General features: G+C 34.1%; 17 protein-coding genes and 1 CRISPR repeat array. Of the genes, 7 read left to right on the top strand and 10 right to left on the bottom strand.

Annotated elements, in window-relative coordinates:
- Positions 1-69 precede the first annotated feature (69 nt).
- Positions 70-1677: a DNA recombination protein RmuC gene (locus EV697_RS08745; protein WP_132024733.1), complete on the top strand. Its 1608-nt coding sequence runs from the start codon at positions 70-72 to the stop codon at positions 1675-1677.
- A gap of 50 nt (positions 1678-1727) precedes the next feature.
- Here EV697_RS08745 and pdxT read toward each other — a convergent pair whose 3' ends face one another.
- Together pdxT and pdxS are read right to left on the bottom strand one after the other, a co-directional pair.
- Entirely contained in the window at positions 1728-2309 is a 582-nt protein-coding gene (gene pdxT / locus EV697_RS08740) for a pyridoxal 5'-phosphate synthase glutaminase subunit PdxT (protein WP_132024731.1), read from the bottom strand.
- A 2-nt stretch (positions 2310-2311) separates the two neighbouring features.
- On the bottom strand, positions 2312-3199 hold the full coding sequence (gene pdxS / locus EV697_RS08735; protein ID WP_132024729.1) for a pyridoxal 5'-phosphate synthase lyase subunit PdxS: 888 nt from the start codon (positions 3197-3199) through the stop codon (positions 2312-2314).
- A gap of 95 nt (positions 3200-3294) precedes the next feature.
- Here pdxS and pdxR point away from each other — a divergent pair, with 95 nt between their 5' ends.
- The 4 genes from pdxR (at position 3295) to EV697_RS08715 (ending at position 9365) form a co-directional block, all read left to right on the top strand.
- The gene (gene pdxR / locus EV697_RS08730) at positions 3295-4695 is read left to right on the top strand and encodes a MocR-like pyridoxine biosynthesis transcription factor PdxR (protein ID WP_132024727.1); all 1401 of its coding nucleotides are present in this window, start codon (positions 3295-3297) and stop codon (positions 4693-4695) included.
- A gap of 43 nt (positions 4696-4738) precedes the next feature.
- Positions 4739-5680: a type I-F CRISPR-associated endonuclease Cas1f gene (cas1f, locus tag EV697_RS08725; RefSeq protein ID WP_132024725.1), complete on the top strand. Its 942-nt coding sequence runs from the start codon at positions 4739-4741 to the stop codon at positions 5678-5680.
- Positions 5680-9048 (top strand): type I-F CRISPR-associated helicase Cas3f, encoded by a 3369-nt coding sequence (gene cas3f / locus EV697_RS08720; protein WP_132024723.1) that lies wholly within the window; start codon positions 5680-5682, stop codon positions 9046-9048. Before cas1f ends, cas3f begins: the two co-directional genes overlap by 1 nt.
- Before the next feature lie 89 nt (positions 9049-9137).
- Positions 9138-9365 (top strand): hypothetical protein, encoded by a 228-nt coding sequence (locus EV697_RS08715; protein WP_132024721.1) that lies wholly within the window; start codon positions 9138-9140, stop codon positions 9363-9365.
- Between the two features lie 299 nt (positions 9366-9664).
- Positions 9665-12875: direct repeats of the CRISPR family, unit length 28 nt; unit sequence TTTCTAAGCTGCCTGTGCGGCAGTTAGC.
- A 140-nt stretch (positions 12876-13015) separates the two neighbouring features.
- On the opposite strand, the gene cas6f is transcribed toward EV697_RS08715, so the two are convergent.
- The 7 genes from cas6f to EV697_RS08680 form a co-directional block, all read right to left on the bottom strand.
- Entirely contained in the window at positions 13016-13582 is a 567-nt protein-coding gene (gene cas6f, locus EV697_RS08710; RefSeq protein WP_132024719.1) for a type I-F CRISPR-associated endoribonuclease Cas6/Csy4, read from the bottom strand.
- A 4-nt stretch (positions 13583-13586) separates the two neighbouring features.
- The gene (gene csy3, locus EV697_RS08705; RefSeq protein ID WP_132024717.1) at positions 13587-14579 is read right to left on the bottom strand and encodes a type I-F CRISPR-associated protein Csy3; all 993 of its coding nucleotides are present in this window, start codon (positions 14577-14579) and stop codon (positions 13587-13589) included.
- Positions 14579-15550, bottom strand: coding sequence for a type I-F CRISPR-associated protein Csy2 (gene csy2 / locus EV697_RS08700; protein ID WP_132024715.1), 972 nt, complete (start codon positions 15548-15550; stop codon positions 14579-14581). The genes csy3 and csy2 overlap by 1 nt, the downstream gene beginning before the upstream one ends.
- A gap of 9 nt (positions 15551-15559) precedes the next feature.
- Positions 15560-16894 carry a type I-F CRISPR-associated protein Csy1 gene (gene csy1 / locus EV697_RS08695; RefSeq protein ID WP_132024713.1) on the bottom strand — a complete coding sequence of 445 codons (1335 nt, stop codon included), beginning with the start codon at positions 16892-16894 and terminating at the stop codon, positions 15560-15562.
- A gap of 136 nt (positions 16895-17030) precedes the next feature.
- Positions 17031-19610: a DNA mismatch repair protein MutS gene (mutS, locus tag EV697_RS08690; RefSeq protein ID WP_132024711.1), complete on the bottom strand. Its 2580-nt coding sequence runs from the start codon at positions 19608-19610 to the stop codon at positions 17031-17033.
- A gap of 255 nt (positions 19611-19865) precedes the next feature.
- Complete coding sequence (locus tag EV697_RS08685) at positions 19866-20900, bottom strand: hypothetical protein (protein ID WP_132024709.1); 1035 nt, start codon at positions 20898-20900, stop codon at positions 19866-19868.
- Between the two features lie 22 nt (positions 20901-20922).
- Complete coding sequence (locus tag EV697_RS08680) at positions 20923-21417, bottom strand: hypothetical protein (RefSeq protein ID WP_132024707.1); 495 nt, start codon at positions 21415-21417, stop codon at positions 20923-20925.
- Between the two features lie 110 nt (positions 21418-21527).
- Here EV697_RS08680 and EV697_RS08675 point away from each other — a divergent pair, with 110 nt between their 5' ends.
- Positions 21528-21896, top strand: coding sequence for a helix-turn-helix domain-containing protein (locus EV697_RS08675; protein ID WP_132024705.1), 369 nt, complete (start codon positions 21528-21530; stop codon positions 21894-21896).
- A 30-nt stretch (positions 21897-21926) separates the two neighbouring features.
- Positions 21927-22715 (top strand): SDR family NAD(P)-dependent oxidoreductase, encoded by a 789-nt coding sequence (locus EV697_RS08670; RefSeq protein ID WP_132024703.1) that lies wholly within the window; start codon positions 21927-21929, stop codon positions 22713-22715.
- A 54-nt stretch (positions 22716-22769) separates the two neighbouring features.
- Here the strand turns inward: EV697_RS08670 and EV697_RS08665 are convergent, their stop codons facing one another.
- Positions 22770-23414 (bottom strand): TfoX/Sxy family DNA transformation protein, encoded by a 645-nt coding sequence (locus EV697_RS08665; RefSeq protein WP_132024701.1) that lies wholly within the window; start codon positions 23412-23414, stop codon positions 22770-22772.
- Positions 23415-23802 lie beyond the last annotated feature (388 nt).

Below are 23802 nucleotides of genomic sequence, written 5' to 3'. Positions count from 1 at the left end.
GGCGGAGATGTTGATAGATTTCGTAATGGATTAATTTTATAATCCTTTTATTATTTTAAAGGAGAAACTATGCAACCGTTATTCGAAAATCCTTATTTTTTGACCGCACTTTTTCTAGCAATTATTTGTTTATTGCTATTTTTTATATTGACTCGCCGTCAACGTGATGTACAAGAGCTACGCCAAGATCTTAATCAAAATATCCAAGACTTTAATCAGTTAGTGGCAAAACACGAAATTTTGTTACAGGAAAAAAATCAGTTAGATCAATTTGTTGTTAAATATCAAACAACAGCTGATGGCTTGCAAATCCGCCTTAATGAACGAGATGAAAAAATCGCTTATTTACAAAAGGAACTTGATGAGGAACAAGCCAGACATCAAACAATCGCCAGTAATATTACCGCATTAAAAGAAAATTTTGGTGTGGCGACAGCACAAGCGAGCAGTTTGCAAAAGCAACTAGAAGAAAGTCAGCAAACTATTTTAAGAAAGGAACAAGATTTTTTAAATTTAACAGAAAAAACAACCGCACTTACTCAAGAATTAACCGAATTAAAAACTACATTATCAGAGAAAGAAAAGAATTTTGCAGAGCAACAACAAAATTTTGCTGAAACGAAAAAACACTTGGAAACAGAATTTCAAAATCTTGCCAATCGTATTTTAGAAGAAAAAAGCCAACGTTTTAACCAAACTAATCAAGCATCTTTGGATAATTTATTAAAGCCTTTCCGTGAGCAAATTGAAGGTTTTCAAAAACGTGTTAATGAAATTCATTCTGAATCCTTAAAAGGCAATGCGGGATTGGAAGCAGAGATTAAAAAGGTGTTACAAATTGGCTTAAATATGTCGCAAGAAGCCAATAATCTGACTTCAGCACTAAAAGGGGAAAAGAAAACTTTAGGTAACTGGGGCGAAATGCAGTTAGAACGGGCTTTGCAACTGGCAGGCTTGGTAGAGAATGAGCATTATGTCGCCCAAGAGCATTTTAAAGATCAAGACGGAAAAAATAAGTATCCTGATTTTATTTTGCATTTACCTGATAATAAACATTTAATTATCGACAGTAAAATGTCCTTAGTAGCTTATGAAAGTGCGGTCAATTCTGAAGACGAAATTCAACGTAATCAATTCTTAAGAGAACACGTTAAAGCGATAAAAAATCATATAGATGAGCTATCAAGCAAGGATTATAGCAATCTAATTGGTATGCGAAGTCCTAATTTTGTTTTAATGTTTGTAGGCATTGAGCCTGCTTATATCGAAGCAATGAAAATGGAAACTGGGCTATTTAATTATGGTTATCAGAAAAATGTTATTTTGGTATCACATACCACGTTAATGCCCATTTTACGCACAGTAGCTAACTTATGGCGTATTGAACGAGGGAATACAGAGGCAAGAGAAATTAGCGAAAGAGCGGGAGAAATTTATAATCAAATTTGCCTTGTTGCTGAACGCCTAGCTAAACTGGGTGCAACGCTCTCAACAGTCAGCACCCATTACAACAGTACGGTAACCGCTCTTGCTGGAAATCAAGGATTAATCGGAAAAGCCGAACGTTTTAAAACCTTATCCGCCAAAGCGAATAAACAAATGCCAAATGTAGAGCTTATTCATAATGATTTAAATGTGGAAAAATTGATAGCGATTAAGGTTGATGAGAATATTTAAAACAAGTTGAAGATGGGTATATTCTTTTTCACATATACCCATTAAATACATTAACACATCTCCAAAAATAATTTCATAATGCGGTTATCGCCAGTCAGTTCTGGGTGAAATGAGCAGGCTAGTAACTTTTCTTGTTTAGCAAGTACTATGTTGCCATTAAAGCTTGCTAAGCTAGTTACTTTTGCCGTATCTATATTTCTGATATAGGGAGCACGGATAAAGACTGCTGGGTATGGTTCGGCGAGTCCTTCGACTTCTAATGTCGTTTGAAAGCTGTCCACTTGTCGTCCGAAGGCATTGCGTTGCACAGTAATATCCATTAACCCTAAATGAACCCTTGGATCATTTTCTAATGATTTAGCAAGTAGGATCATACCTGCACAAGTACCAAATAGTCCCTTACCTTGACTAGCAAAATCTTTGATTGCTTCAATAAAACCATATTGATGCATTAATTTTCCGATAGCCGTGCTTTCTCCGCCAGGTAAAACTAAACCATCAAGATTAGTTAATTCTGCTATTTTTTTGACCGCACTTGCCTTTGCACCAAGCTGTTCAATTTGTTGTAAATGTTCACTAACTGCACCTTGTAGTGCGAGTACGCCAATATGTAAATGAGAATAATCTTTCATTCTTACCAGCCACGTTCTTGCATTCTTTCACTTTGTGCTAATGAGGCGATTTCAATACCTTTCATTGGCTCGCCTAATTCTTCTGATAAGCGACCAATAAGATCGTAATCTTGAAAATAGGTGGTGGCTTGTACGATTGCTTTTGCAAATTTTTCTGGATTATCTGATTTGAAAATCCCTGAACCAACAAAGACACCATCAGCCCCTAGTTCCATCATTAGTGCTGCATCGGCAGGTGTAGCTACGCCACCAGCTGCAAAATTAACAACAGGTAATTTTCCTTGTTGTTTTATTTGTAATAATAATTCAAAAGGTGCACCTAAGTTTTTTGCTTCAGTCATTAGTTCATCGTAGTTCATTGCAACGATTTTACGCACTTGGCTATTGACTTTACGCATATGGCGTACGGCTTCAACAATATTTCCTGTTCCGGGTTCGCCTTTTGTTCGTAACATTGAAGCACCTTCACCGATACGGCGTAATGCTTCGCCTAAGTCACGACAGCCACAAACAAATGGTACGGTAAATTTACTTTTTAATAAGTGAAATTCCTCATCAGCAGGGGTTAAGACTTCGCTTTCATCAATATAGTCCACGCCCATCGCTTCTAATACTCTTGCTTCGGTAATATGACCAATTCTGGCTTTTGCCATAACAGGAATAGATACCGCATTCATCACTTCTTTAACAATTTTAGGGTTTGCCATTCTTGCAACACCACCTGCTGCACGAATATCAGAGGGTACACGTTCTAATGCCATTACAGCGACAGCGCCAGCAGCTTCTGCAATGCGGGCTTGCTCAGCATTGACTACATCCATTATTACGCCACCTTTTTGCATTTGTGCCATACCACGTTTTACTGTATTTGAACCTAAGATAGTACTCATTATTTTTTCCTTTAATATGATGTTAATTTATAGCCATTGTGAATAAATTTAGATATGATTAAAAGTGTCAATATTGAATTACTTAATGGGGTCAGATGGAAAGGTTAAGTTATCATTTAGATAAATCTTTAAATACACCTTTATATTTACAGCTTTATCAACAAATTCGAGATTTAATTTATCAAGAAGCATTGGTATTAGGCGATAAATTACCTTCAAAGCGTTATCTTTCGGATTATTTAAATATTAGTCAAAATACTGTAGAAAGTGCTTATGGGCAACTTATTGCAGAAGGGTATATTGAATCTGTTTCTCGTCGTGGTTTTTTTGTTTGTTTTCAACCTAAATTCTTTTTTAATAAAAATACTACTGCACTTTCAAATATTGTTCCTAACAATTCGCCTTCATTTGCATTTGATTTTAATCCTCATTATATCGACACTCGCCACTTTCCTTTAAATCGTTGGCGTAAAGCGGGTAATACATTATTTCAAACTAATTCTAGTTTATTGAGTTTAGGGAGTAAGCAAGGGGATATAGGATTAAGATATGAAATTTGTCGTTATTTGTTTTCATCTCGTGGTGTGAGCTGTCAACCAGAGCAGATAGTCATTGGTGCAGGGCTAGAGATTTGTATTCAACAATTAATTTTATTGTTTAATCAACTTTATCAAGATCAACCCGTTCAATATGGAATGGAATTTTATGGCTACGCCACTATCGAAAAACTGTTGAAGTTATATCAACAAAAAATAGTTAAGCTTCCTTTAAATCAGGATAATCAGCAACTAAATCTTAAATATTTATTCGATAGTCAAGTTAATATTGCTTGTGTTACTCCCTCCCATTTGTTCCCTTTTGGACACGTGTTATCAATGACTCAACGTGAACAATTATTAACTTGGGCAAAAGAGAAGCCGAATCGTTATATTATAGAAGATGATTACGATAGTGAATTTCGTTATAAAGGTAAGCCCATACCAGCTTTACAGAGTTTAGATAAAAATGATTCTGTTATTTATTTAGGATCATTTTCAAAATTATTAATGCCGTCAATAAGATTGTCTTTTATGGTATTACCTAATCATTTATTAGCGTTATATCAACAACATTGTGGTTTTCTTAATTGCTCCGTTTCTCGTTTTGAACAACAGCGTTTAGCTAATTTTATCCAACAGGGCGATTTTGAAAAACATATAAGCCGAATGCGTAAAATTTATCGGCGTAAAATGGAGTTACTCTGTAAAGTATTACAACCTTATCATCAAAATATTCGTTATTATGGTGAAGATTCAGGATTTTATTTGTTAGTTGAAGTGGTCAATAAAAAATATTCGATGGAAGAATTGATTAATTTGGCAAACAAGTCAAGCATTAAGGTTTATTCCGTTAATTACACAGATAGAAAATTATTTTCTCTTGGCTTTGGCGATTTATCAGAAGAACAACTTATGTTAGGGATAAATAAGTTACTTCAAGTATGGATGAATAAGTAGATTTTAATGACTTAATTTTTTATTAAAAATAAGAGACTAAAAAATGGCAAACTATATTCCTTCCTCTGATTTAAAAACAATTTTACATTCTAAGCGTGCCAATATTTATTATTTGGAGCATTGTCGAGTTTTATTAAATGGTGGGCGTGTTGAGTATGTTACTGATCAAGGAAAAGAGTCTTTGTATTGGAATATTCCTATTGCAAATACGAGCTGTTTATTATTAGGAAGTGGAACATCAGTAACTCAAGCTGCAATGCGAGAACTTGCTAAAGCAGGAGTGATGGTAGGGTTTTGTAGCGGTGGTGGAACGCCTTTATTTAATGGTACTGAAGCAGAAATTGGTTGCGAGTTTTTTAGCCCACAAAGTGAATATCGACCAGTAGAATATTTACAAAAATGGTGTCAATTTTGGTTTGATGATGATAGACGTTTACAAGTAGCAAAAAATTTACAATGTTATCGGCTACGAGTATTGCAACAGACTTGGGATAAATTTGATTGGGATTTTTCAAAGGAAAAATTGACCGCACTTGTGCAGCAATATGAGCAAGAATTTCTTAACTCTCCAAATAGCATGGCATTATTGGCAACAGAAGGGCGTTTAACAACCAAACTGTATGCTTTGGCTAATCAAGCAACTGAAAATGATTTATTTTTTAAACGAGAAAGTGGCACAACACCTGCAAATCAATTTCTTGATCATGGTAATTACTTAGCGTATGGATTAGGTGCAACGGCTTGTTGGGTGTTAGGTTTACCACATGGTTTAGCGGTATTACATGGTAAAACAAGACGTGGTGGATTAGTTTTTGATGCCGCAGATATTATTAAAGATGGAATGATTTTACCGCAAGCATTTATTTCTGCTCAAAATGGGGATTCAGAGAAGGAGTTTAGGACAGCTTGTATTAATAATCTGACTAAATTTGAAGCACTTGATATTATCATTGAAACCTTAAAACAGCTTGCTTTGGAGGCATAATGAATATTTTATTGGTAAGTCAATGTCAGAAAAATGCCTTAACGGAAACACGCCGTATTCTTGATCAATTTGCTGAACGTTGCGGAGATCGAGTTTGGCAAACACCTATAACCAAAGTTGGATTAGAAACCCTTTATACAATGCTACGCAAATCAGCAAGAAAAAATACCGCGGTGGCTTGTTATTGGACACATGGTAAAAATCTTACTGATTTACTTTGGGTTGTTGGGGATAAAAGCCAATTTAACGAAGCAGGACGAGTACCTACTAATCGTACTACAAGAGATATCTTACGAACCGAAGATGAGGGTGAGTGGTCTCAAGCCTATTCTATTAAAATTATGACCGCACTTGCGGCATTGTTACATGATTTGGGAAAGTCCTCTATTGCTTTTCAAGAGAAATTAAAACCTAATGCGAATTTTTATCCAGATTGTTACCGTCATGAATGGATTTCCGCTCGTTTATTTGAATGTATGATTCAAGGTTGTGAAACGGATCAAAAATGGCTAACTCGTTTATCTCAATGGCAAGAATATGTAAAAGAAAATCCTAAATGGTTAAATAAGTTAAAACGAGATAATAAAAAATCAGAAAGAGGTTTTTTTCATTTACCCCCTTTAGCAAGACATTTAATTTGGTTAATTACTTCTCATCATAAACTACCTTTTACACAGGATGCTTGGGATTCAAAAAATAATCGAATTTTAGATGAACATTTTGATATTTCTATTGATCGTTTTTATAAAAATTATTATCCCGAAAAGGGTTGGGTTGCAAATGATTCATCACATCCAAAACCAAAAAATTTTTGGGAGTTTAATTACCTTGCTACCGATAGTGTAAAATGGCAAAAAGCTATAACACGTTGGACACAAAAGGCTTTAAATCATCCATCATTATTTGAGAATGCGAAAAATAATGAACCTTTTTTCTTATTACTATCAAGATTATGTTTAATTCTTGGCGATCATAATTATTCATCATCTAATTCAGAACCAACTTTGGGGGATAAAGGTTTTATTAATAAACTAGTGGCGAATACGGATGCTAATAAAAAACCTAAACAAGCTTTAGATGAACATTTACTTGGTGTGTGTAAAGTCGCCACTCGTTTTGCCAATTTATTACCTAAGTTACCAAAAGAACTACCGAGTATTCAAAAACATCGAGCGTTTACACAACGTACCGCAATCGCTCGTTTTCAATGGCAAAATAAATCCATAGATCTAGTTAAATCAGTACAGCAAGAAACGGAAAAGGTCGGTTTTTTCGGCGTCAATATGGCAAGTACAGGTTGTGGAAAAACCTTAGCTAATGCCAAAATTATGTATGGATTAGCCAATCCCAAAAAAGGCGCAAGATTTACGGTTGCACTCGGTTTAAGAGTACTAACTTTACAAACTGGACTAGCATTAAAAGAAAAGTTGAGCTTAACGGATGATATGTTAGGTATTTTAGTTGGTGGAAGTGCGGTCAAAAAATTGTTTGAATTGCAAAATAATGAACAAGAAAATCATAAACAGCAAAAAAACTCCCTTGGGAGTGAAAGTGCGACTCCTTGGTTAGATGAAATGGATGGTGAAATTCATGGTGCGAGTTTTATTGATACGGCTATTAATTTATCGGAGTTGAAAACATTACTCGCTGATGATAAAGCAAGAAAATTGTTATTTTCACCCATAGTCAGTTGTACTATTGATCATATTGTCCTTGCTAGCGAAATTACTCGTGGAGGTAAGCATATTTTACCTATTTTAAGATTATTAACCGCTGATTTAGTATTAGATGAACCAGATGATTTTGGACTAGAGGATTTACCAGCATTAAGTCGTTTGGTTCATCTAGCGGGGTTATTTGGTAGTCGTGTTTTATTGTCTTCTGCAACATTAACGCCTGATTTTATAGAGGGACTTTTTAAGGCTTATCAAGCAGGGCGAGCGATTTACAATCAACAAAAAGGGCTTTCTATTAATACTGATATTATATGTGGTTGGTTTGATGAGAATAAACAAATGCTTGAAAAATGCCACAGCAATAATTTTTCTGATAAGCATAAAGAATTTATTGAAAAGCGAGTAAGATTTTTATCTCAGCAACCAGTTCGTCGTAAAGCACAAATTATTGAATTGCCTGATTTAACCAATAATGCTGAAAAAGGTGATAAAAGTGAAAATTTGAACTATCCTTTATTTGCAAAGGAACTATTAAAAAATTCGATTAAATTGCATCATTATCACGCAAATGAAGATCCAATATCCAAGAAAAATGTCAGCTTTGGATTAATTCGTTTTTCTAATATAAGCCCAATGATCTATTTGGCGAAGGAACTCTTTCTTTTAGAAAAAACAGAAGAATTTCAAGATTATGCCATTCACTTATGTTGTTATCATTCTCATCAAATTTTATTATTACGTTCAAAACTAGAGGAAAAATTAGATAAAATTTTAAACCGCACTTCTGAAAATAATGTTTTTAATCATCTAGAGGTTTCTCAAAAATTAAGCAATCCTGACATTCCTGAGAAACAACATTTATTTATTGTATTAGGTAGTCCCGTTACGGAAGTTGGGCGAGATCATGATTATGATTGGGCAATTGTTGATCCATCATCAATGCGTTCTATTATTCAGCTTGCTGGACGAATTTGGCGACATCGTCCACAAAAAGTAGCGGAAAACCCTAATTTATATCTTTTACCAACAAATTGGCATGGATTGCAAAGCTCAAACTATATGGTAAATAAAGCCATTTTTAAAAATCCTGGATTTGAAAATAAAGAAAATCAATTAGTAACACATAAATTAGATGAGTTAATCTCAAAAGAGGAGAGAGATAATATTCAAGCAACTTCTCGTATTACTAAGAAGGGAGAGTTAAAACCAGAAAATTCTTTGTCTGATCTTGAACATAAAGTGACTGCTGATTTATTAAATAATTCTGGTATTAATCAAGTCAATGCTTATTGGAATAATGAATTAGCGAATCGTATGAATGCTCACTTAGCATTATTAACCCCTTTTAGAAAAGGTATAAAGGGAAGAGATCTAATTTGTTTACCTGATCTACAAGCAAAAAATTGGAATTTTTCATTCAAAGAAGCCATTAATGCTTATGAAAATCCCTATGATACGCAAAATGTTGCAGTAGATATTAGGTATGAAAAGTTATTGCTTTCTAATTTAGTTAAACCTTGGTTTAAACTAGATTTAAATACCCTTTTAACAGAATTAGCGACACAATTAAATCTAGATGAAACAGATCTTGTTCCTGTTGCATTAAAATATGCTTCAGTTTCTTTGCCTGAATATCAAAATAAAATGTATCAATGGAATTTTAATGAAGAGTTAGGATTTTGGGAAAAGTAATGATCTACCAGTATGTTGTAATACAGTTTTTAGTATTTTATAATCCCCTAAATTTTTTAACTATTTTCTATTTTTAATAGGAGAGTTAAATGGCTACTTATAAAGGAAACTTGAGTAAAAAGCATCCAAGCTTATTTGTCTGGTTTATTGCATTATTACCTTATGAAATAGGGTTGCTATTTTGTATTTTCAGTGAGGCTACGCTTCTTCAAGTTATGTTTTGGGCTGGTGTGTCTTACTTCATCATTATACTTTTATACTTTGCCTTTAAATACCCTTTGACTTTTATTTGGGGCTTATTTATTGGACTAAAATAATTTTTAAGGCGCAACCAATTTTTTATATAACCTTAAAATATTGGGGCTAATTTACTTTAGTCCCTTAATATATTATCGGTATCATAATTATCACTTTACGGTATGTGCTTATGGTATTGATGTTGTTTATATTTTCTCCTATTATCTAACCAATTTGTATCAAGAGGGCAGTCCCGCTAGAACATCAAATCCCACTCTCGGCGAGGCTTATCTGGAGCAGCGGATGAGTTTTTTATTTTTCTCTATTTTTGAGCTACCTATACGGCAGTTAGTAGTTTGAGGATGATAAAAGATAATACTTTCTAAGCTACCTACGCGGCAGTTAGTGATGAACCATAATATAACACAAGAAATGGTAATTTTTAAGCTACCTATGCGGCAGTTAGCAGGTTATAAAGACGTAAATTGCATAGCAAGTTTTTCTAAGCTACCTATGCGGCAGTTAGCAAAGTTGAAGATTAAGCACTTTTCTCGGGAATTTTCTAAGCTGCCTATGCGGCAGTTAGCACCTCTGTTCCACCAGCAGAGACGGAAGCTGTTTTCTAAGCTGCCTATGCGGCAGTTAGCGCTTTAAAAAAAGTCGTAAAACTTTTTGGGCTTTCTAAGCTGCCTATGCGGCAGTTAGCCGACATTTATCGGCGGAATGACTGGGTTTATCTTTCTAAGCTGCCTGTGCGGCAGTTAGCCAGGAAAGAGATCAAGCAATAGCAAGACGTTTTTTCTAAGCTGCCTGTGCGGCAGTTAGCAAGGATTTATTACATTAAGTGAACCAGCTTGTTTTCTAAGCTGCCTGTGCGGTAGTTAGCTTAGAACGACACCAGGTGCAACGGTTGATTATTTTCTAAGCTGCCTGTGCGGCAGTTAGCGCTAGAAACTGGTGAGATACCAACAGAAACAATTTCTAAGCTACCTATGCGGCAGTTAGCAAAAGAGCGGTCATTTCACGACACAACTTTTATTTCTAAGCTACCTATGCGGCAGTTAGCAGTATGAGTATTCCTCTTCTTCTTTGTCTGATTTTCTAAGCTACCTATGCGGCAGTTAGCTTGAAGTGAAAAATATTAATATAGAGGGGAGTTTTCTAAGCTACCTATGCGGCAGTTAGCGTAAATAACAAAGCTACTGAACAACAAATAATTTTCTAAGCTACCTATGCGGCAGTTAGCAAATTTCAGCACACCATGCTATTATCCCGACTTTTCTAAGCTACCTATGCGGCAGTTAGCATATTAGAGCAGGGGAGTTTGCTCAAGCAAATTTTCTAAGCTACCTATGCGGCAGTTAGCGCTGTCGGGTGCGGATTTCCGCTCTGGATTAATTTCTAAGCTGCCTATGTGGCAGTTAGCTAAATCTCTTATTGATGAATGTTTGAAAGAGTTTTCTAAGCTGCCTATGCGGCAGTTAGCAAGCATTTAAAACGTTTCTTTGAGTTAGAAGATTTTCTAAGCTGCCTATGCGGCAGTTAGCTTAATATTCATTTTAGAACAGCTAGTTTTAGCTTTCTAAGCTGCCTATGCGGCAGTTAGCATGATTCCGCAAGATGTGGTATTACTTCATCATTTCTAAGCTGCCTATGCGGCAGTTAGCACATCATCGCAAGCTGGGTTTTTATGTTCGGCTTTCTAAGCTGCCTATGCGGCAGTTAGCAACCAAGAATTATTGAAATGCTTCATCAACAATTTCTAAGCTGCCTGTGCGGCAGTTAGCTGAGCGAGCTCTAACGCTTTAGCTGCTTCATGCGTTTCTAAGCTGCCTGTGCGGCAGTTAGCAAATCCTTCATCATTCCATTTTGGTCTTGGTGTTTCTAAGCTGCCTGTGCGGCAGTTAGCGGCACTATATGTTCAATTTATGGCAGAAAAATTTTCTAAGCTGCCTGTGCGGCAGTTAGCTTTGGTATGAAGATGAGCAGGGATTCCATAAATTTCTAAGCTGCCTGTGCGGCAGTTAGCTCCCACTTTGAAACAGTACAAGATTTTATATTTTTCTAAGCTGCCTGTGCGGCAGTTAGCATATTATTTTTTTAGCTATGCTGTGTTTAACGTTTCTAAGCTGCCTGTGCGGCAGTTAGCGATCAGAGCCCGTACAGAAACTCCAGAAGTACTTTCTAAGCTGCCTGTGCGGCAGTTAGCATCAATATGAGCCTGAAGTGATGACATGGTTTTTTCTAAGCTGCCTGTGCGGCAGTTAGCGGGCTGAAAGCTGGGAAATTCAAAGATTAAGATTTCTAAGCTGCCTGTGCGGCAGTTAGCAAGGCGATATTAAAGCAATCGCACTGGCTTGGTTTCTAAGCTGCCTGTGCGGCAGTTAGCCTCGACGAAATTGATTTCATCGAATTCAAAATGTTTCTAAGCTGCCTGTGCGGCAGTTAGCGAAAGAGCAGCTCCACACTTAGGACACTTATATTTCTAAGCTGCCTGTGCGGCAGTTAGCAAGAAGAAGCGGAAGTTGGGTTTGCATTAATATTTCTAAGCTGCCTGTGCGGCAGTTAGCTTTCTCGCTATAATATTACTGGTTTTTTTATATTTCTAAGCTGCCTGTGCGGCAGTTAGCAATTAACCAAGCTCACGAACACGCGCGACTTTTTTCTAAGCTGCCTGTGCGGCAGTTAGCTTAAATTTTTTCTCACTAGGTACTGTGTCAAATTTCTAAGCTGCCTGTGCGGCAGTTAGCTTCAATATAGTGAAAAAGAGACAAAAAAAAGATTTCTAAGCTGCCTGTGCGGCAGTTAGCTGAAGTGATTGAGATTATGATTGAGCGAGGTTTTTCTAAGCTGCCTGTGCGGCAGTTAGCAAGATATAAATAATAAAATAAGCAGATTTTGTTTTCTAAGCTGCCTGTGCGGCAGTTAGCAAATAGAAAAAGCGGATAAGTCCAAACTTAGTTTTCTAAGCTGCCTGTGCGGCAGTTAGCCTCGTAATTTAGTTCAATTATCCGAAGCCCTTTTTCTAAGCTGCCTGTGCGGCAGTTAGCTAGAAATCGTTAGCTTACTTAAGTGAACTTAATTTCTAAGCTGCCTGTGCGGCAGTTAGCAAAACTAACGGAAACTTGAGATACTCCACAAATTTCTAAGCTGCCTGTGCGGCAGTTAGCTTAAAAATACACTTAAAAGAGGGATTGGAAATTTTCTAAGCTGCCTGTGCGGCAGTTAGCTTTTCCCAAGACTAGGTATTAATCATCAGACATTTCTAAGCTGCCTGTGCGGCAGTTAGCTTTTAGCAGGACGCTTGCCAAATGGAGAACCATTTCTAAGCTGCCTGTGCGGCAGTTAGCTTAAAAATCTTTAAAGAGGAAACAAATGCAATTTTCTAAGCTGCCTGTGCGGCAGTTAGCAGGCTTTTGATTCAACTGTTAATAAATTTATTTTTCTAAGCTGCCTGTGCGGCAGTTAGCCAGGTCTAAACTCTTTACATAATAATCCAAAATTTCTAAGCTGCCTGTGCGGCAGTTAGCTAGCCTGTTGGAAACGCAAAGCGTTTTCAATGTTTCTAAGCTGCCTGTGCGGCAGTTAGCTAAGGATTATAAATAAAAAAATTTGATATTCCAAATTGTTAAAGAACTTTTTCTATAAATTCCTTTTTTTATATGATGTAGATAACCCTTTAATTTATCAGAGAAAATTTTTCTAGATAAAAAAAGGGTTATTTTTTATTTTAGAAATGTGGAACCGTTGCTTCGCTACTTAAACCATAAGTACTAAATTCACCGATATAGGCTTTGTGTTTTACTGTTACTTTAACTGACAAAATAAAATTTTGTTTTGTTGTTGCACTTTTTAAGTGAATGTGAGGTAGAAAATCTTGTTGTTCCTGTTTGTTCAACATATTTTGTTCTACTTGTTCACTCCATTTGTGCTGTTCAGTTAAACGTTTTTTGGCTCTTCGTATTGCACTTTGTCCTTTTCTTTGAAAACGGCTATAACAACGATATTCGATAATCTCTGGTGTTTTTATTGCATCAGAAATAAGCACATAATTCTCAAGATCACTCTGCATTAAAGCATTTTGTAATACCTGAATATCCTCTTGATTACCGAATAATCGAATAATTCCCCCTAAAGTTCTTCCTAATCCATAGGCGGGAAAACTGATACCGATACGACCATCAAAGTGCGGTAGGTATTTGTGCAATATTTGCATTGCATAACTAACCACTTCACTTTGTAGCATATCAACCTGTGGTATAGCTTTTAGTTCGATATAATGACTTTGATGATCCATTATGTTATTCCTTTCCACTGGCACCAAATACACCACCACGAATAAGTACAGCAATAACATAATGTTGTTGTTCTATAGATGGTATTTTATCTTCTAGGATCCAGTTGTCAAAAAGACTATAAAAGTCCATTTTTTCTTTAGGTTGTCGAAATGCCGTTCCTAATGTTGTCACTGCACCATAAGGCTCAACGGCTATTGGGAATTGTGCATTTTCATTATACCAAGTATCAATAGTGCGAATGGCATTGCCTATTTTTTGAGAATGCATACCCGCCTGATTGTTGATTTGGTAAAGAATTTTACTTTTTGTTTTACCAGTATCTAGCACGAGTTCTTGAGACGGGTAAACTTCTTGACCATAACCCATTTTAGCTTCAGCCATAACAGAAAGGATGATAAATTTTTTACCAGTCAAACCTTGTTCAATATAATTAGCAATTTTATTGATTTTTTCATCTTGGTTTTCAAAATGATTGAGTGAAAATAATTTTGCATTATCAAAAGTAATAATATCTTTATCAATAGATACTGTTACCTTTATTTGTTCGGCATTCATTCTATTTCGCCATAACCAACGAGCATTAGCAATATTGGTTGCATAGCGTTTAGCAAGTTCTGTGATCCCTTGTGTTTGTAAATATTGTTGAACTGTTTCAGTCAGTTTAGTTTGGTATTCTTGGTTATTACAAACATTAGGTTTGCCTTCAAATGGCAAGACTTTTAAGGTAAATTGAGCAATAAGGGTATCCTTATCACTATCAAGAGCTGCCACATCAACGCGCTGTAAATTAGCTTTTTCAATTTCAGCATCTAGTTTTGCTGGGTCTGCACTAATTGCTTTTTTTAGTCTATTTGATATGGTTCCTCTTACCGATTTTTCTCTAATTTCCACGATTTTTATATCTTTAGATTGACTATCTTTTTGACTAAAAACGGCATCAGAAATATCAAGATTACGTTCAAATGCTAGTACACTTGCGGTAGTTAATTTACTCATTATTTTTCTCCTTGTGAAAATAAATATAGGTTATTATCTGGTTGTGTATAACGCCAAAAATATTCATTTATATTGCTAGTTAAATTAAAAGGGAATACCCATTTACCTAAACTGTATATTGTTTCTACATATTGACTTGGATATTCACTTGTACGACAATTTTTCATTTCTCCCGCTTTAAAAATCGGGGAGATACCTTGATAGCCAATAGGAATAGGAACTAACCAACCTTGCCCCTGTTTTATGGAAAAAGTTTCCCATTCATTTGCTAGAGCATTTGGGCTATTAGGAATATGATGTATTGTGGCGGTTTCTAGTAAAACATCCAAAGTGGTTATGTCGTCATTTGGTGGAATAATTTCTGTTTCATTGATGGATATTCCTTTTTGTAATTGTTGGGTAAGTTCACTTAATTTTTCTCTAGCATCCACTAATACAAAAGCAGGTACTAGAGCAAAAGGGATTTGTTCTTCTTCCGACCTATTGAAAATATGTACTTTTTCAATATCAATGATTGAACCACCTGCAACACGTTGTTGCCAAAGTAATTCTTTACATTCTTCTAAAAAATCAACCGCACTTTTTTGATTATCATCTTTAATATGTTTAAGAGAAAAATCTAAGTCTTCATCATCTACATACATTTCAACGACAAGTGAAATATCTAAGTGGATTTTTCCTTCCTCAATAATTGATGCAGTATCCCCATTCTTTTTTAATGGATTACGAGTTTGATTAAATGTTCGGTCAGAATATGTAGAGTTTTGATGGGTTTGTATCTGATAGTTATGACAAGCTATCATTACTCCATCTAATTTTACATTTTTATGTGATAATTTACGGCTTAATGCGTGAATTGCACCAACAAAACCTGAAATAGCTGGAAATCCATAGGTAATTGGGCTGGATATTGCATTAGCACTTTGAACTTTTATGTGATCAAATAAGAGATAATAATTAGGGGTAGACATATATCCTCCTTACTTATTGCGTAATGCAAGACGTAATGCTCGTCTAAATTGTTTACGCCAAGTTTCATACTCTGGATTATTAAATTGATGTGCTATTTTAGGAAATTGTTTTTTGAGACAATCGTTAATCCATAATGCAAATCGTCTATCAATTTCATTTATCCAGTCTTGCCGTTGGTATATATCGTAGTGCTGTTCTTCATTTTGCCAACGATTAGGGTCTAACCAATACTTTTCACACCAATCTAGCTGGTAATCTTTTGTCCAAGCAACTTCTTTTTGTTGTAAGTTGTTTACTTGTCGTAATAAGGTTTGAAGTATTATATTTAAAGCATCAATTCTCTCATCTCTAACAGTATAAATATTCTTTTTCTCTTTAATGACTTCATAAAGCATTCTTAAGCCATAACGGCAAACATAAGCTAATCGCTCAGTAAAAATTGTTGTTTGTGAATAAGATATTCTCATTGTTGTCGATGATATAATCGGCGGAAGTGAAGGTAATAAATAATTACGTCCACCTTGACTGCTTGTAAGTAGGCTAACATTTTGTGGTTTTGTTCCCCCTAGTTTTACGGTAGATAAATCATTTATAGAAATATAAGATTGCTGAACATCATCTTTTTTATTTTTATATCGTTTTTCTCTTGCTACTTTGTTTTCTTCTGAGTAACGAGATTGATTGATTTTATTATAGACAATATTCGTAAATGCAGAAGGGTAAAGTGGAATTAAACAAGTATAATCATTATTTTTTATAGCGTCTTTGTCATTTACCCATAGTAGTTGTTTGTTTCGTTCATGAGTTATTGGGGTATCTAAATTGCCTTTTAAGGTATTTTGAAATATTTGTTTATATTTTTCTGATAATTCAATTTCGTTCGCAAAACATTTTTCTAATGAAGGATCATTATTAAGTAGTAAATCTTTTAATTTAATTTGTTTATCTTCATCAATAATAATGTTGAAAAAACTGGCTAAAGGAAGTGCTGCGGCATTGCCATTTGCATCAAGTTCTAATTTGTGAATGCTTTGAGAGCCTACAAGATTATTTTTTAACTGGTTTAATGATTGGAAAGTAACATTATCCCCCTTAGCATCAGGATGGATACCTTTTGAGATATGTGTGCCAAATTTTAGCTGATTAGCATAAGTATTAGCTGCATAATCTATCCAATTATTCAAACTATATTTTTCTTTTAACTGTTGGATACTTTCCTTTAATATTGATATCTCATTTAGATCAGTTGCTTTTTCCAATTTTTTTCTATCTGGTTCAGATTTTTTTAAATATTGCCCTTTTAAAAAATCTGAAATTTTTGGTTTAACTTTATCACTGGTCATTTCATACCTCATTCTTTTGTTATTTGTGCGAGTAGGGAGATAAAATCATTAAAATATATTAAAGATAATACGGATTAGTTTTATTTTTGATGAAATATCTCGAAAAATCAAGTACAAATAATTAATTATGTGATCTTCATAACATTTTTTTCAACTGATAAAGATAAGCTAATGCTTGTTTTGGGGTCATTTCATCAGGCTCAACAGTTTCTAACATATCTAAAATGGCATTTTTAGTTTCATCTTGTTCCATTAATGCCAATTCACCTTGTGTTTGTTGCAAAACTTTCTGTGGGTTTAATCCTGTTGTTTGCTGTGAAAGTTTTTCAAGTTGTTTTAGTTTTTGCTTAGCGAGTTTGATGACTGATTGAGGCACGCCAGCTAGTGCAGCAACCGCCAGTCCATAGCTTTTACTTGCTGCACCGTCTTGGACTGTGTGCATAAAGGCTATCGTATCCTTATGCTCTAAAGCATCAAGATGTACGTTTACCACGCCTACAATTTGTTCTGGTAAAACGGTTAATTCAAAATAATGAGTAGCAAATAGGGTAAGAGATTGGAGTTTATTCGCTAACCATTCCGCACAAGCCCAAGCAAGAGACAAGCCATCATAGGTTGATGTGCCACGTCCAATTTCATCAATTAATACTAGGCTATTTTTTGTGGCTTGGTGCAAAATATTTGCCATTTCTGTCATCTCTACCATAAAGGTGGAACGTCCAGAAGCAAGATCATCAGAAGCACCGATACGTGTGAAAATACGATCGATAGGACCAATTTCAGCACTTTCTGCTGGTACAAAACTACCAATATATGCCATTAAGGTTATTAAGGCGGTTTGTCGCATATAGGTACTTTTACCCCCCATATTCGGACCAGTAATAATTAATAAATGACGTTGTTGGTTTAAGTGAACAGGATTAGCGATAAACGGATCTTTTTGTACTTGCTCTACAACAGGGTGTCGCCCATTTTGAATGGTAATTCCAATGTCCGTAGTAAATGTTGGTTTTACGTAGTTTAGGGTTTCGGCTCGTTCTGCTAAATTGGTTAGGACATCAAGTTCTGCCAAGGCTAGACTTGCGAGTTGTAATTGCCCTAAGTGCGGTAGTAATTTATCAAATATTTCTTCATAAAGCTGTTTTTCTAAAGCGAGAGAGGCTCCTTTGGCTTTTAATACTTTGTCTTCATAAGTTTTTAATTCAGGGATAATGTAACGTTCCGCATTTTTTAATGTTTGACGGCGAACGTAGTGGATTGGGGCTTTATGAGCTTGACCTTGGCTGATTTGAATATAATAGCCGTGTACCGCATTAAAACCAATTTTTAAGGTATCAATTCCTGTGCTTTCTCGCTCACGTTGTTCTAACTCTTCTAAATATTGCGTTGCCCCAGCTGAGAGTTTTCGCCATTCATCAAGCTCAGGATTATAGCCTTCTGCAATGACACCACCGTCACGAATTAGTAGTGGGGGATTATCCGTAATTGCGTGTTGTAATAGATCATATTCTATTGAAAAATCGCTAATTTGCTGTGAAAGTGCGGTGAAGTTTTTTGAAGTTTTTAAAATATGTTGGATATCAGGTAATTGTGCTAAAGCGGTACGCAATCTTGTGAGATCTCTTGGTCTCGCTGAACGTAAGGCAACACGTGCTAAAATACGCTCCATATCACCAACTTGTTGCAAGTAAGGTTGTAATTCTGTCACTAAATCAGCTTGTAAGATACTGTCGATAATTTGTTGACGATGATGAAGTTTTTGAACATCTCTAATTGGTTGATGTATCCAACGTTTTAATAAACGGCTACCCATTGGCGTAACACATTTATCTAAAATAGCAGATAAAGTATGCTCTGTCCCTCCAGCGATATTTTGAGTGAGTTCTAAGTTACGACGTGTTGCCGCATCAAGTTGAATATTATCGCTATTTTGGATAAAGCTAATACTTTGAATATGGGGTAATGCGGTACGTTGTGTTTCTTTTGCGTACTGCAATAAACAACCTGCAGCACAGAGTCCTAAAATCGCTTTTTCAACACCAAAAGCACGTAAATCTTTGGTGCCAAATTGACGATTTAGTTGTTGAATTGCCGTGCCTAATTCAAACTCCCAAATAGGACGACGGCGTAATCCTTTTGCTTTTGCTATAATTTGCATTTCTGCAAAATCTTCACAATAAAGTAATTCAACAGGTTGGATACGTTGTAATTCTGCTTGCAAACTCTCTTTGGTATTGGGTTCTGAAAGCTGAAAACGGCCTGATGTCATATCTAATGTAGCTAAACCAAATTGGTCTTTTTCTTGATAAACCGATGCGATTAAATTGTCTTGTCGTTCTGGTAATAATGCTTCATCACTAATAGTACCAGGGGTAACAATACGAACAATTTGACGTTCAACAGGACCTTTTGAGGTAGCGGGATCGCCAATTTGCTCACAAATAGCGGCGCTTTCTCCTAGTTGCACTAATTTTGCTAGATAACCTTCAATAGAATGATAAGGTACACCAGCCATAGGAATAGGTTGACCTGCTGATTGCCCTCTTTTTGTTAGAGAAATATCTAATAATTTTGCTGCTTTTTTGGCATCATCATAAAACAGTTCATAAAAATCCCCCATTCGATAAAGCAATAAAATATCAGGATTTTCTGCCTTCAAACGCAAATATTGTTGCATCATTGGGGTATGTTGTTTATTAGTCTCATCTACAGTCATTCAGGTTATCCAATACAATCATTTGATTTTTAATTATTTTATCGGATTATTAGAGGAATAGTAAGATAAAAATTAAATTGTGGGTAGCCGAGTTGGAAAATATTTGGGAGAATGAATGATAAAAAAATAGATCTGTCCCCTTATTATTTACAATTAGTTATTAATAACTTTTCTTTTTTTAAGTTCTTTGATTAATTCATCTCCGATTGATATATCTATTCCTTTATTTGATTCTATATTTAGTTCACTGATAAGCTATCGACATAGCTGAGATGGCGAATCATTTTTTGTTGATTTGATATAATTTTCAGCTATTTTTAATAAGGTTTCAAAGGCAATATTATCTATAAACCATTCTATATTTTCACCTTTGAAAACTATTTCACCGATTATTTCATCTAATAAACCGAAATTATCTTCATCAAAATCTATTTTTACAGTAGCTGTTGTGCCGAATTTATCATTACTTTTTAAATAATAAGTATTGGGTTCAATTTCTTCTCCTGATAACTGGTAGTAGCAGGGATCATCTGCATACTGATATTCTATAAATAGTTTTTGGTTATCTAGTTTTATTTGACATTCATAATATTCCGAACAAAAACCATCTTTATATTCTTGTGCATTACCAAAATATACCTTTCTAGAGATATTTTTTGGTTTATTTATCGCTAGTTTATTGTTTTTTTCCATTACAGATTCTAAATTTGAGTTTGTTATTCTATTTTTCGGGTATACACGAATGTTAGCTTTTTCACTTGCTAGTTTGTTTTCTTCATTAATATAAAAATAGGCAATATTAAATGCTGATTTATTATGATTTCCACGACCTAAAGATGGAATATTCCTGTATTCATTGATTATTGTTTTAACTTGTTTATAAGAAAGTTGTTCGGAAAAATCGAATAAAATAAGTAGAGATAATCCCTTATGTTTAATGAGTTTTTTTATTTTTTCTTCATTTTGTGATGCAACTAAAGGATTACTTTCTCTCTCTTCGGAACGAACTAGAAATTGAATGGCGACTTCTTTCTTTTTTTGAATAAAAAAACTAAATTCAGAGTCAAGAATAAATTTATTTTCCCTGATAGTTATAAGCTCTTTATCTATTTCTGAGAAAATATTTTCAGGTATGCTTCCATCTAAAGAACCTGATAGATAAGCTTGAGCAATGGGTAAAAATTCTTTAGCATTTTTATTAGAAAAACATAGTTCATCAATAATGTCACCTTTGTGACATGAACAATATAACCGTTCAAATGCTTTAATAAGGTAATTAATATTTATCATAATTTATATAAAATACATTCAATTAATCATTTGAATAAACAGTTAAATTACCTGTTCGCCATAAATCACCATCCCAAGATAATACATCATCAAGATCTTTATAAATAGCTTTTTGATTGAATCGTGGCTCTCCATTTTTTTTAAACCAATAATTGATCACCGTTGTCGGTTTTGGAGGAAATACTTTTTTACGAGTGTTTAGTTCTGGTTGCCAAAAATAAATAATGAGTGATTCAGCTATTTCTAGGTAATGACGAGAAGCGTTTTCAGGGAAAATAACCTTTCCAAGCCAAAATTGTTGATTTTGGGTAATTTTTCCTATTTTATGGTGTTCTTTTAATCTCTTAAAAAAAGAACCTTCTGTGATGCCACAGTATTTTATTTCATCTTCTTTTCTTTGATTTTTTAGTTTCCCTGTAGCAAGGTATAGTCCATTACTTTCATCTGGATTATTTTCTAGATCTTCATATGTAAATGGGCCTGACCAATTAATAATAATTGTATTATGCGAACTCACGATTACTCCTTAATAGATTAAGTAAATAATAATATACTATAACAGATGTTCTTAATGGAGTAAAACATAATGAAAATACCTATAAATGATAAATATAGGTGTTATATAAAATGTCTAAATTGGCAGTAACTGAGATTGATCGTTTAGTTGGAAAACGTATTCAGCAAAAACGTAAAGAATTTGGATTAAGTGCAGCAGAATTGTCAGAAAAAATAGGTATTGCACAACAGCAGCTTTCTCGTTATGAACGCGGAGAAAATAAAATAAATATTTCGCATCTTGTAGAAATTGCAAGTTATTTAAATGTAGATATTGGTTGGTTTTTTATTGACTGTGTCTCCGAACAAACAGAAAATAGAAAGCGTAAATTTATACCTGTTTCAGAGGAAAATATTAGATCTAGATTAGAATTTCATTTGGATCAACTGAGTGCGGATAAAAAGCGTGGGCTTTTGATTTTTTTAGAAACATTTTTATAATGAATTTATTTTTATTAACTTTTTATTAATATGCAAAGAATATCTATCATAACTGGAGCAACCAGTGGCATTGGATTGGAATTTGCTAAACTAATAGCAAAAGAAAACACTAACATATTGTTAATTTCAAGAGATGAACAGAAGTTGCTTACTTTAAAGCAACAATTGGAGATAATAACAAATAATAATATTGATTATATTGCCGTTGATTTAAGTGAAAATATAAATGAATGGATTGAGGTAATTAAGCAAAAAGTGCGGGGGAAAAATCTATTATATGTGATTAATAATGCAGGGTTTGGTGATTTTGCCGAATTTAGCGAATGTGACATTGAAAAACAAAATAAGATGATTAATCTTAATATCGTTGCTTTAACTAATATTTCTAAACTATTTTTAGAACTAGCAAAAGAAAGCAAAGCGGATAGTTATTTATTAAATGTTGCTTCTGTGGCAGCATATATGTCAGGTCCTTTGATGTCTGTATATTATGCTACAAAGGCGTATGTGTTATCTTTTACTAGAGCAATTATTTTTGAAAATAGAAACAATAAAAATATTCATATTTCAGTATTATGTCCAGGACCAACAAATACGCAGTTTATTAAATCTTCTAGCTTAGAAAACTCGGGTTTATTTTATAATTTAAAAACGATGAGTGCGTGCGATGTAGCGAAATTAGGCTTGATAGGGTTAAAGCAAGATAAAAAAGAAATTATTACAGGTGTATTCAATCGATTATCTGTTTTTTTGAGTAAGTTTGCTCCTAAAAATTTATCTGAGTTTGTTGTGTATAGGATAATGAAAAGAAAAAAATGAGATTTGATTAGCTTAAGTCAGTAAACGGTATTTGAGAATACTGACTTAATTTAGTTAATTAATTGTTTTAATTTTCCTTAATCCTGCATCAAAGAGAGAGCGGTTTAATTGGATTAATGCATTTTCTTTTTCTTTTTCAGTTAATAAATTTACATTTTTGTTTAATAGAGCCGCTTTTAAGTTCCAAAATAAAGTGAGATTAACGGAAATACCTTGTTTTTTTAGTTTTATATAGCAGTTTATATCTCCTACCATTCTAAATGTATTTACGTCATAAATATCTATTTTTGCTAATAACCTTTCGTGTTTTATGGATAAATTAAATAAATCTTTTATTCTATTCTTTTTAGCAATTTCTATCGCAATTTTTTGTGCTTTAGCTTGTTCAATAGATTGAATAAGAATTTTTTTATAAAGTATTTTATCTTCAATAAGTATTTTAGGTAGTCGATAATAGTTTCCGATATTTAATTTTGATTTCGGTAATACTGTAAGATAGGATACAGCACCTTGATATTGTAAATATTTTGCAAATTTATCTTCAGCTCTAATATAGAGAGTTCCATTTTGGTAAAGTCCAAACATTATGTTATCTTTAAATAGTCCATAACCTGTGAATAAGTTTTTCGCGGTAACAGAACCAATAAGTTCATTCAATGAATTTCTAATTTCTTCTGTGGATTTTAAAGTGATTTTCATAATTTAGCTCCTTATGATTAAATAGTCTGATTTTGATGAAAGATAATATTTTTATTTTTGTTATAGCATAAGATTGCTCCTTTTATTGAGTTAAGGAGATATTTTATTTAATAAATTGCGATCACGATCGAGAATTTAAAATAAACTAGGCTTATTTTTAGTGATTTTATTTTTATGTTATAAAGAATTTATCTATATTTGTTTAATATAGAACTATTTATTTGCTAATAAATAGTCATTTAATTAGTTTTTCAAAAAAATTAAAAAAAGTACTTGCAAAGTTTGATGAGATGTCTATAATACGCCCCACAACGACACGACGTTGTCAGAAGAAAATGCTCGTGTCGTTTTTTGTTCTTTAACAATTAATCAGACAATCTGTGTGGGC

It is taken from the genome of Bisgaardia hudsonensis (assembly GCF_004345785.1).
Lineage (GTDB): Bacteria > Pseudomonadota > Gammaproteobacteria > Enterobacterales > Pasteurellaceae > Bisgaardia > Bisgaardia hudsonensis.
Note: the sequence above shows the minus strand (reverse complement) of the source record. Positions and strands in the feature narration are given on the sequence as shown.

Excerpts from the sequence above, each read along its gene's own strand:
- EV697_RS08675 (WP_132024705.1), top strand. The coding sequence starts at position 21,528 with ATGTCTAAATTGGCAGTAACTGAGATTGATCGTTTAGTTGGAAAACGT.
- EV697_RS08685 (WP_132024709.1), bottom strand. The coding sequence starts at position 20,900 with ATGATAAATATTAATTACCTTATTAAAGCATTTGAACGGTTATATTGT.
- pdxR (WP_132024727.1), top strand. The coding sequence starts at position 3,295 with ATGGAAAGGTTAAGTTATCATTTAGATAAATCTTTAAATACACCTTTA.
- pdxS (WP_132024729.1), bottom strand. The coding sequence starts at position 3,199 with ATGAGTACTATCTTAGGTTCAAATACAGTAAAACGTGGTATGGCACAA.
- csy3 (WP_132024717.1), bottom strand. The coding sequence starts at position 14,579 with ATGAGTAAATTAACTACCGCAAGTGTACTAGCATTTGAACGTAATCTT.
- cas6f (WP_132024719.1), bottom strand. The coding sequence starts at position 13,582 with ATGGATCATCAAAGTCATTATATCGAACTAAAAGCTATACCACAGGTT.
- EV697_RS08715 (WP_132024721.1), top strand. The coding sequence starts at position 9,138 with ATGGCTACTTATAAAGGAAACTTGAGTAAAAAGCATCCAAGCTTATTT.
- csy1 (WP_132024713.1), bottom strand. The coding sequence starts at position 16,894 with ATGACCAGTGATAAAGTTAAACCAAAAATTTCAGATTTTTTAAAAGGG.
- cas1f (WP_132024725.1), top strand. The coding sequence starts at position 4,739 with ATGGCAAACTATATTCCTTCCTCTGATTTAAAAACAATTTTACATTCT.
- EV697_RS08665 (WP_132024701.1), bottom strand. The coding sequence starts at position 23,414 with ATGAAAATCACTTTAAAATCCACAGAAGAAATTAGAAATTCATTGAAT.
- cas3f (WP_132024723.1), top strand. The coding sequence starts at position 5,680 with ATGAATATTTTATTGGTAAGTCAATGTCAGAAAAATGCCTTAACGGAA.
- EV697_RS08745 (WP_132024733.1), top strand. The coding sequence starts at position 70 with ATGCAACCGTTATTCGAAAATCCTTATTTTTTGACCGCACTTTTTCTA.
- csy2 (WP_132024715.1), bottom strand. The coding sequence starts at position 15,550 with ATGTCTACCCCTAATTATTATCTCTTATTTGATCACATAAAAGTTCAA.
- pdxT (WP_132024731.1), bottom strand. The coding sequence starts at position 2,309 with ATGAAAGATTATTCTCATTTACATATTGGCGTACTCGCACTACAAGGT.
- mutS (WP_132024711.1), bottom strand. The coding sequence starts at position 19,610 with ATGACTGTAGATGAGACTAATAAACAACATACCCCAATGATGCAACAA.
- EV697_RS08670 (WP_132024703.1), top strand. The coding sequence starts at position 21,927 with ATGCAAAGAATATCTATCATAACTGGAGCAACCAGTGGCATTGGATTG.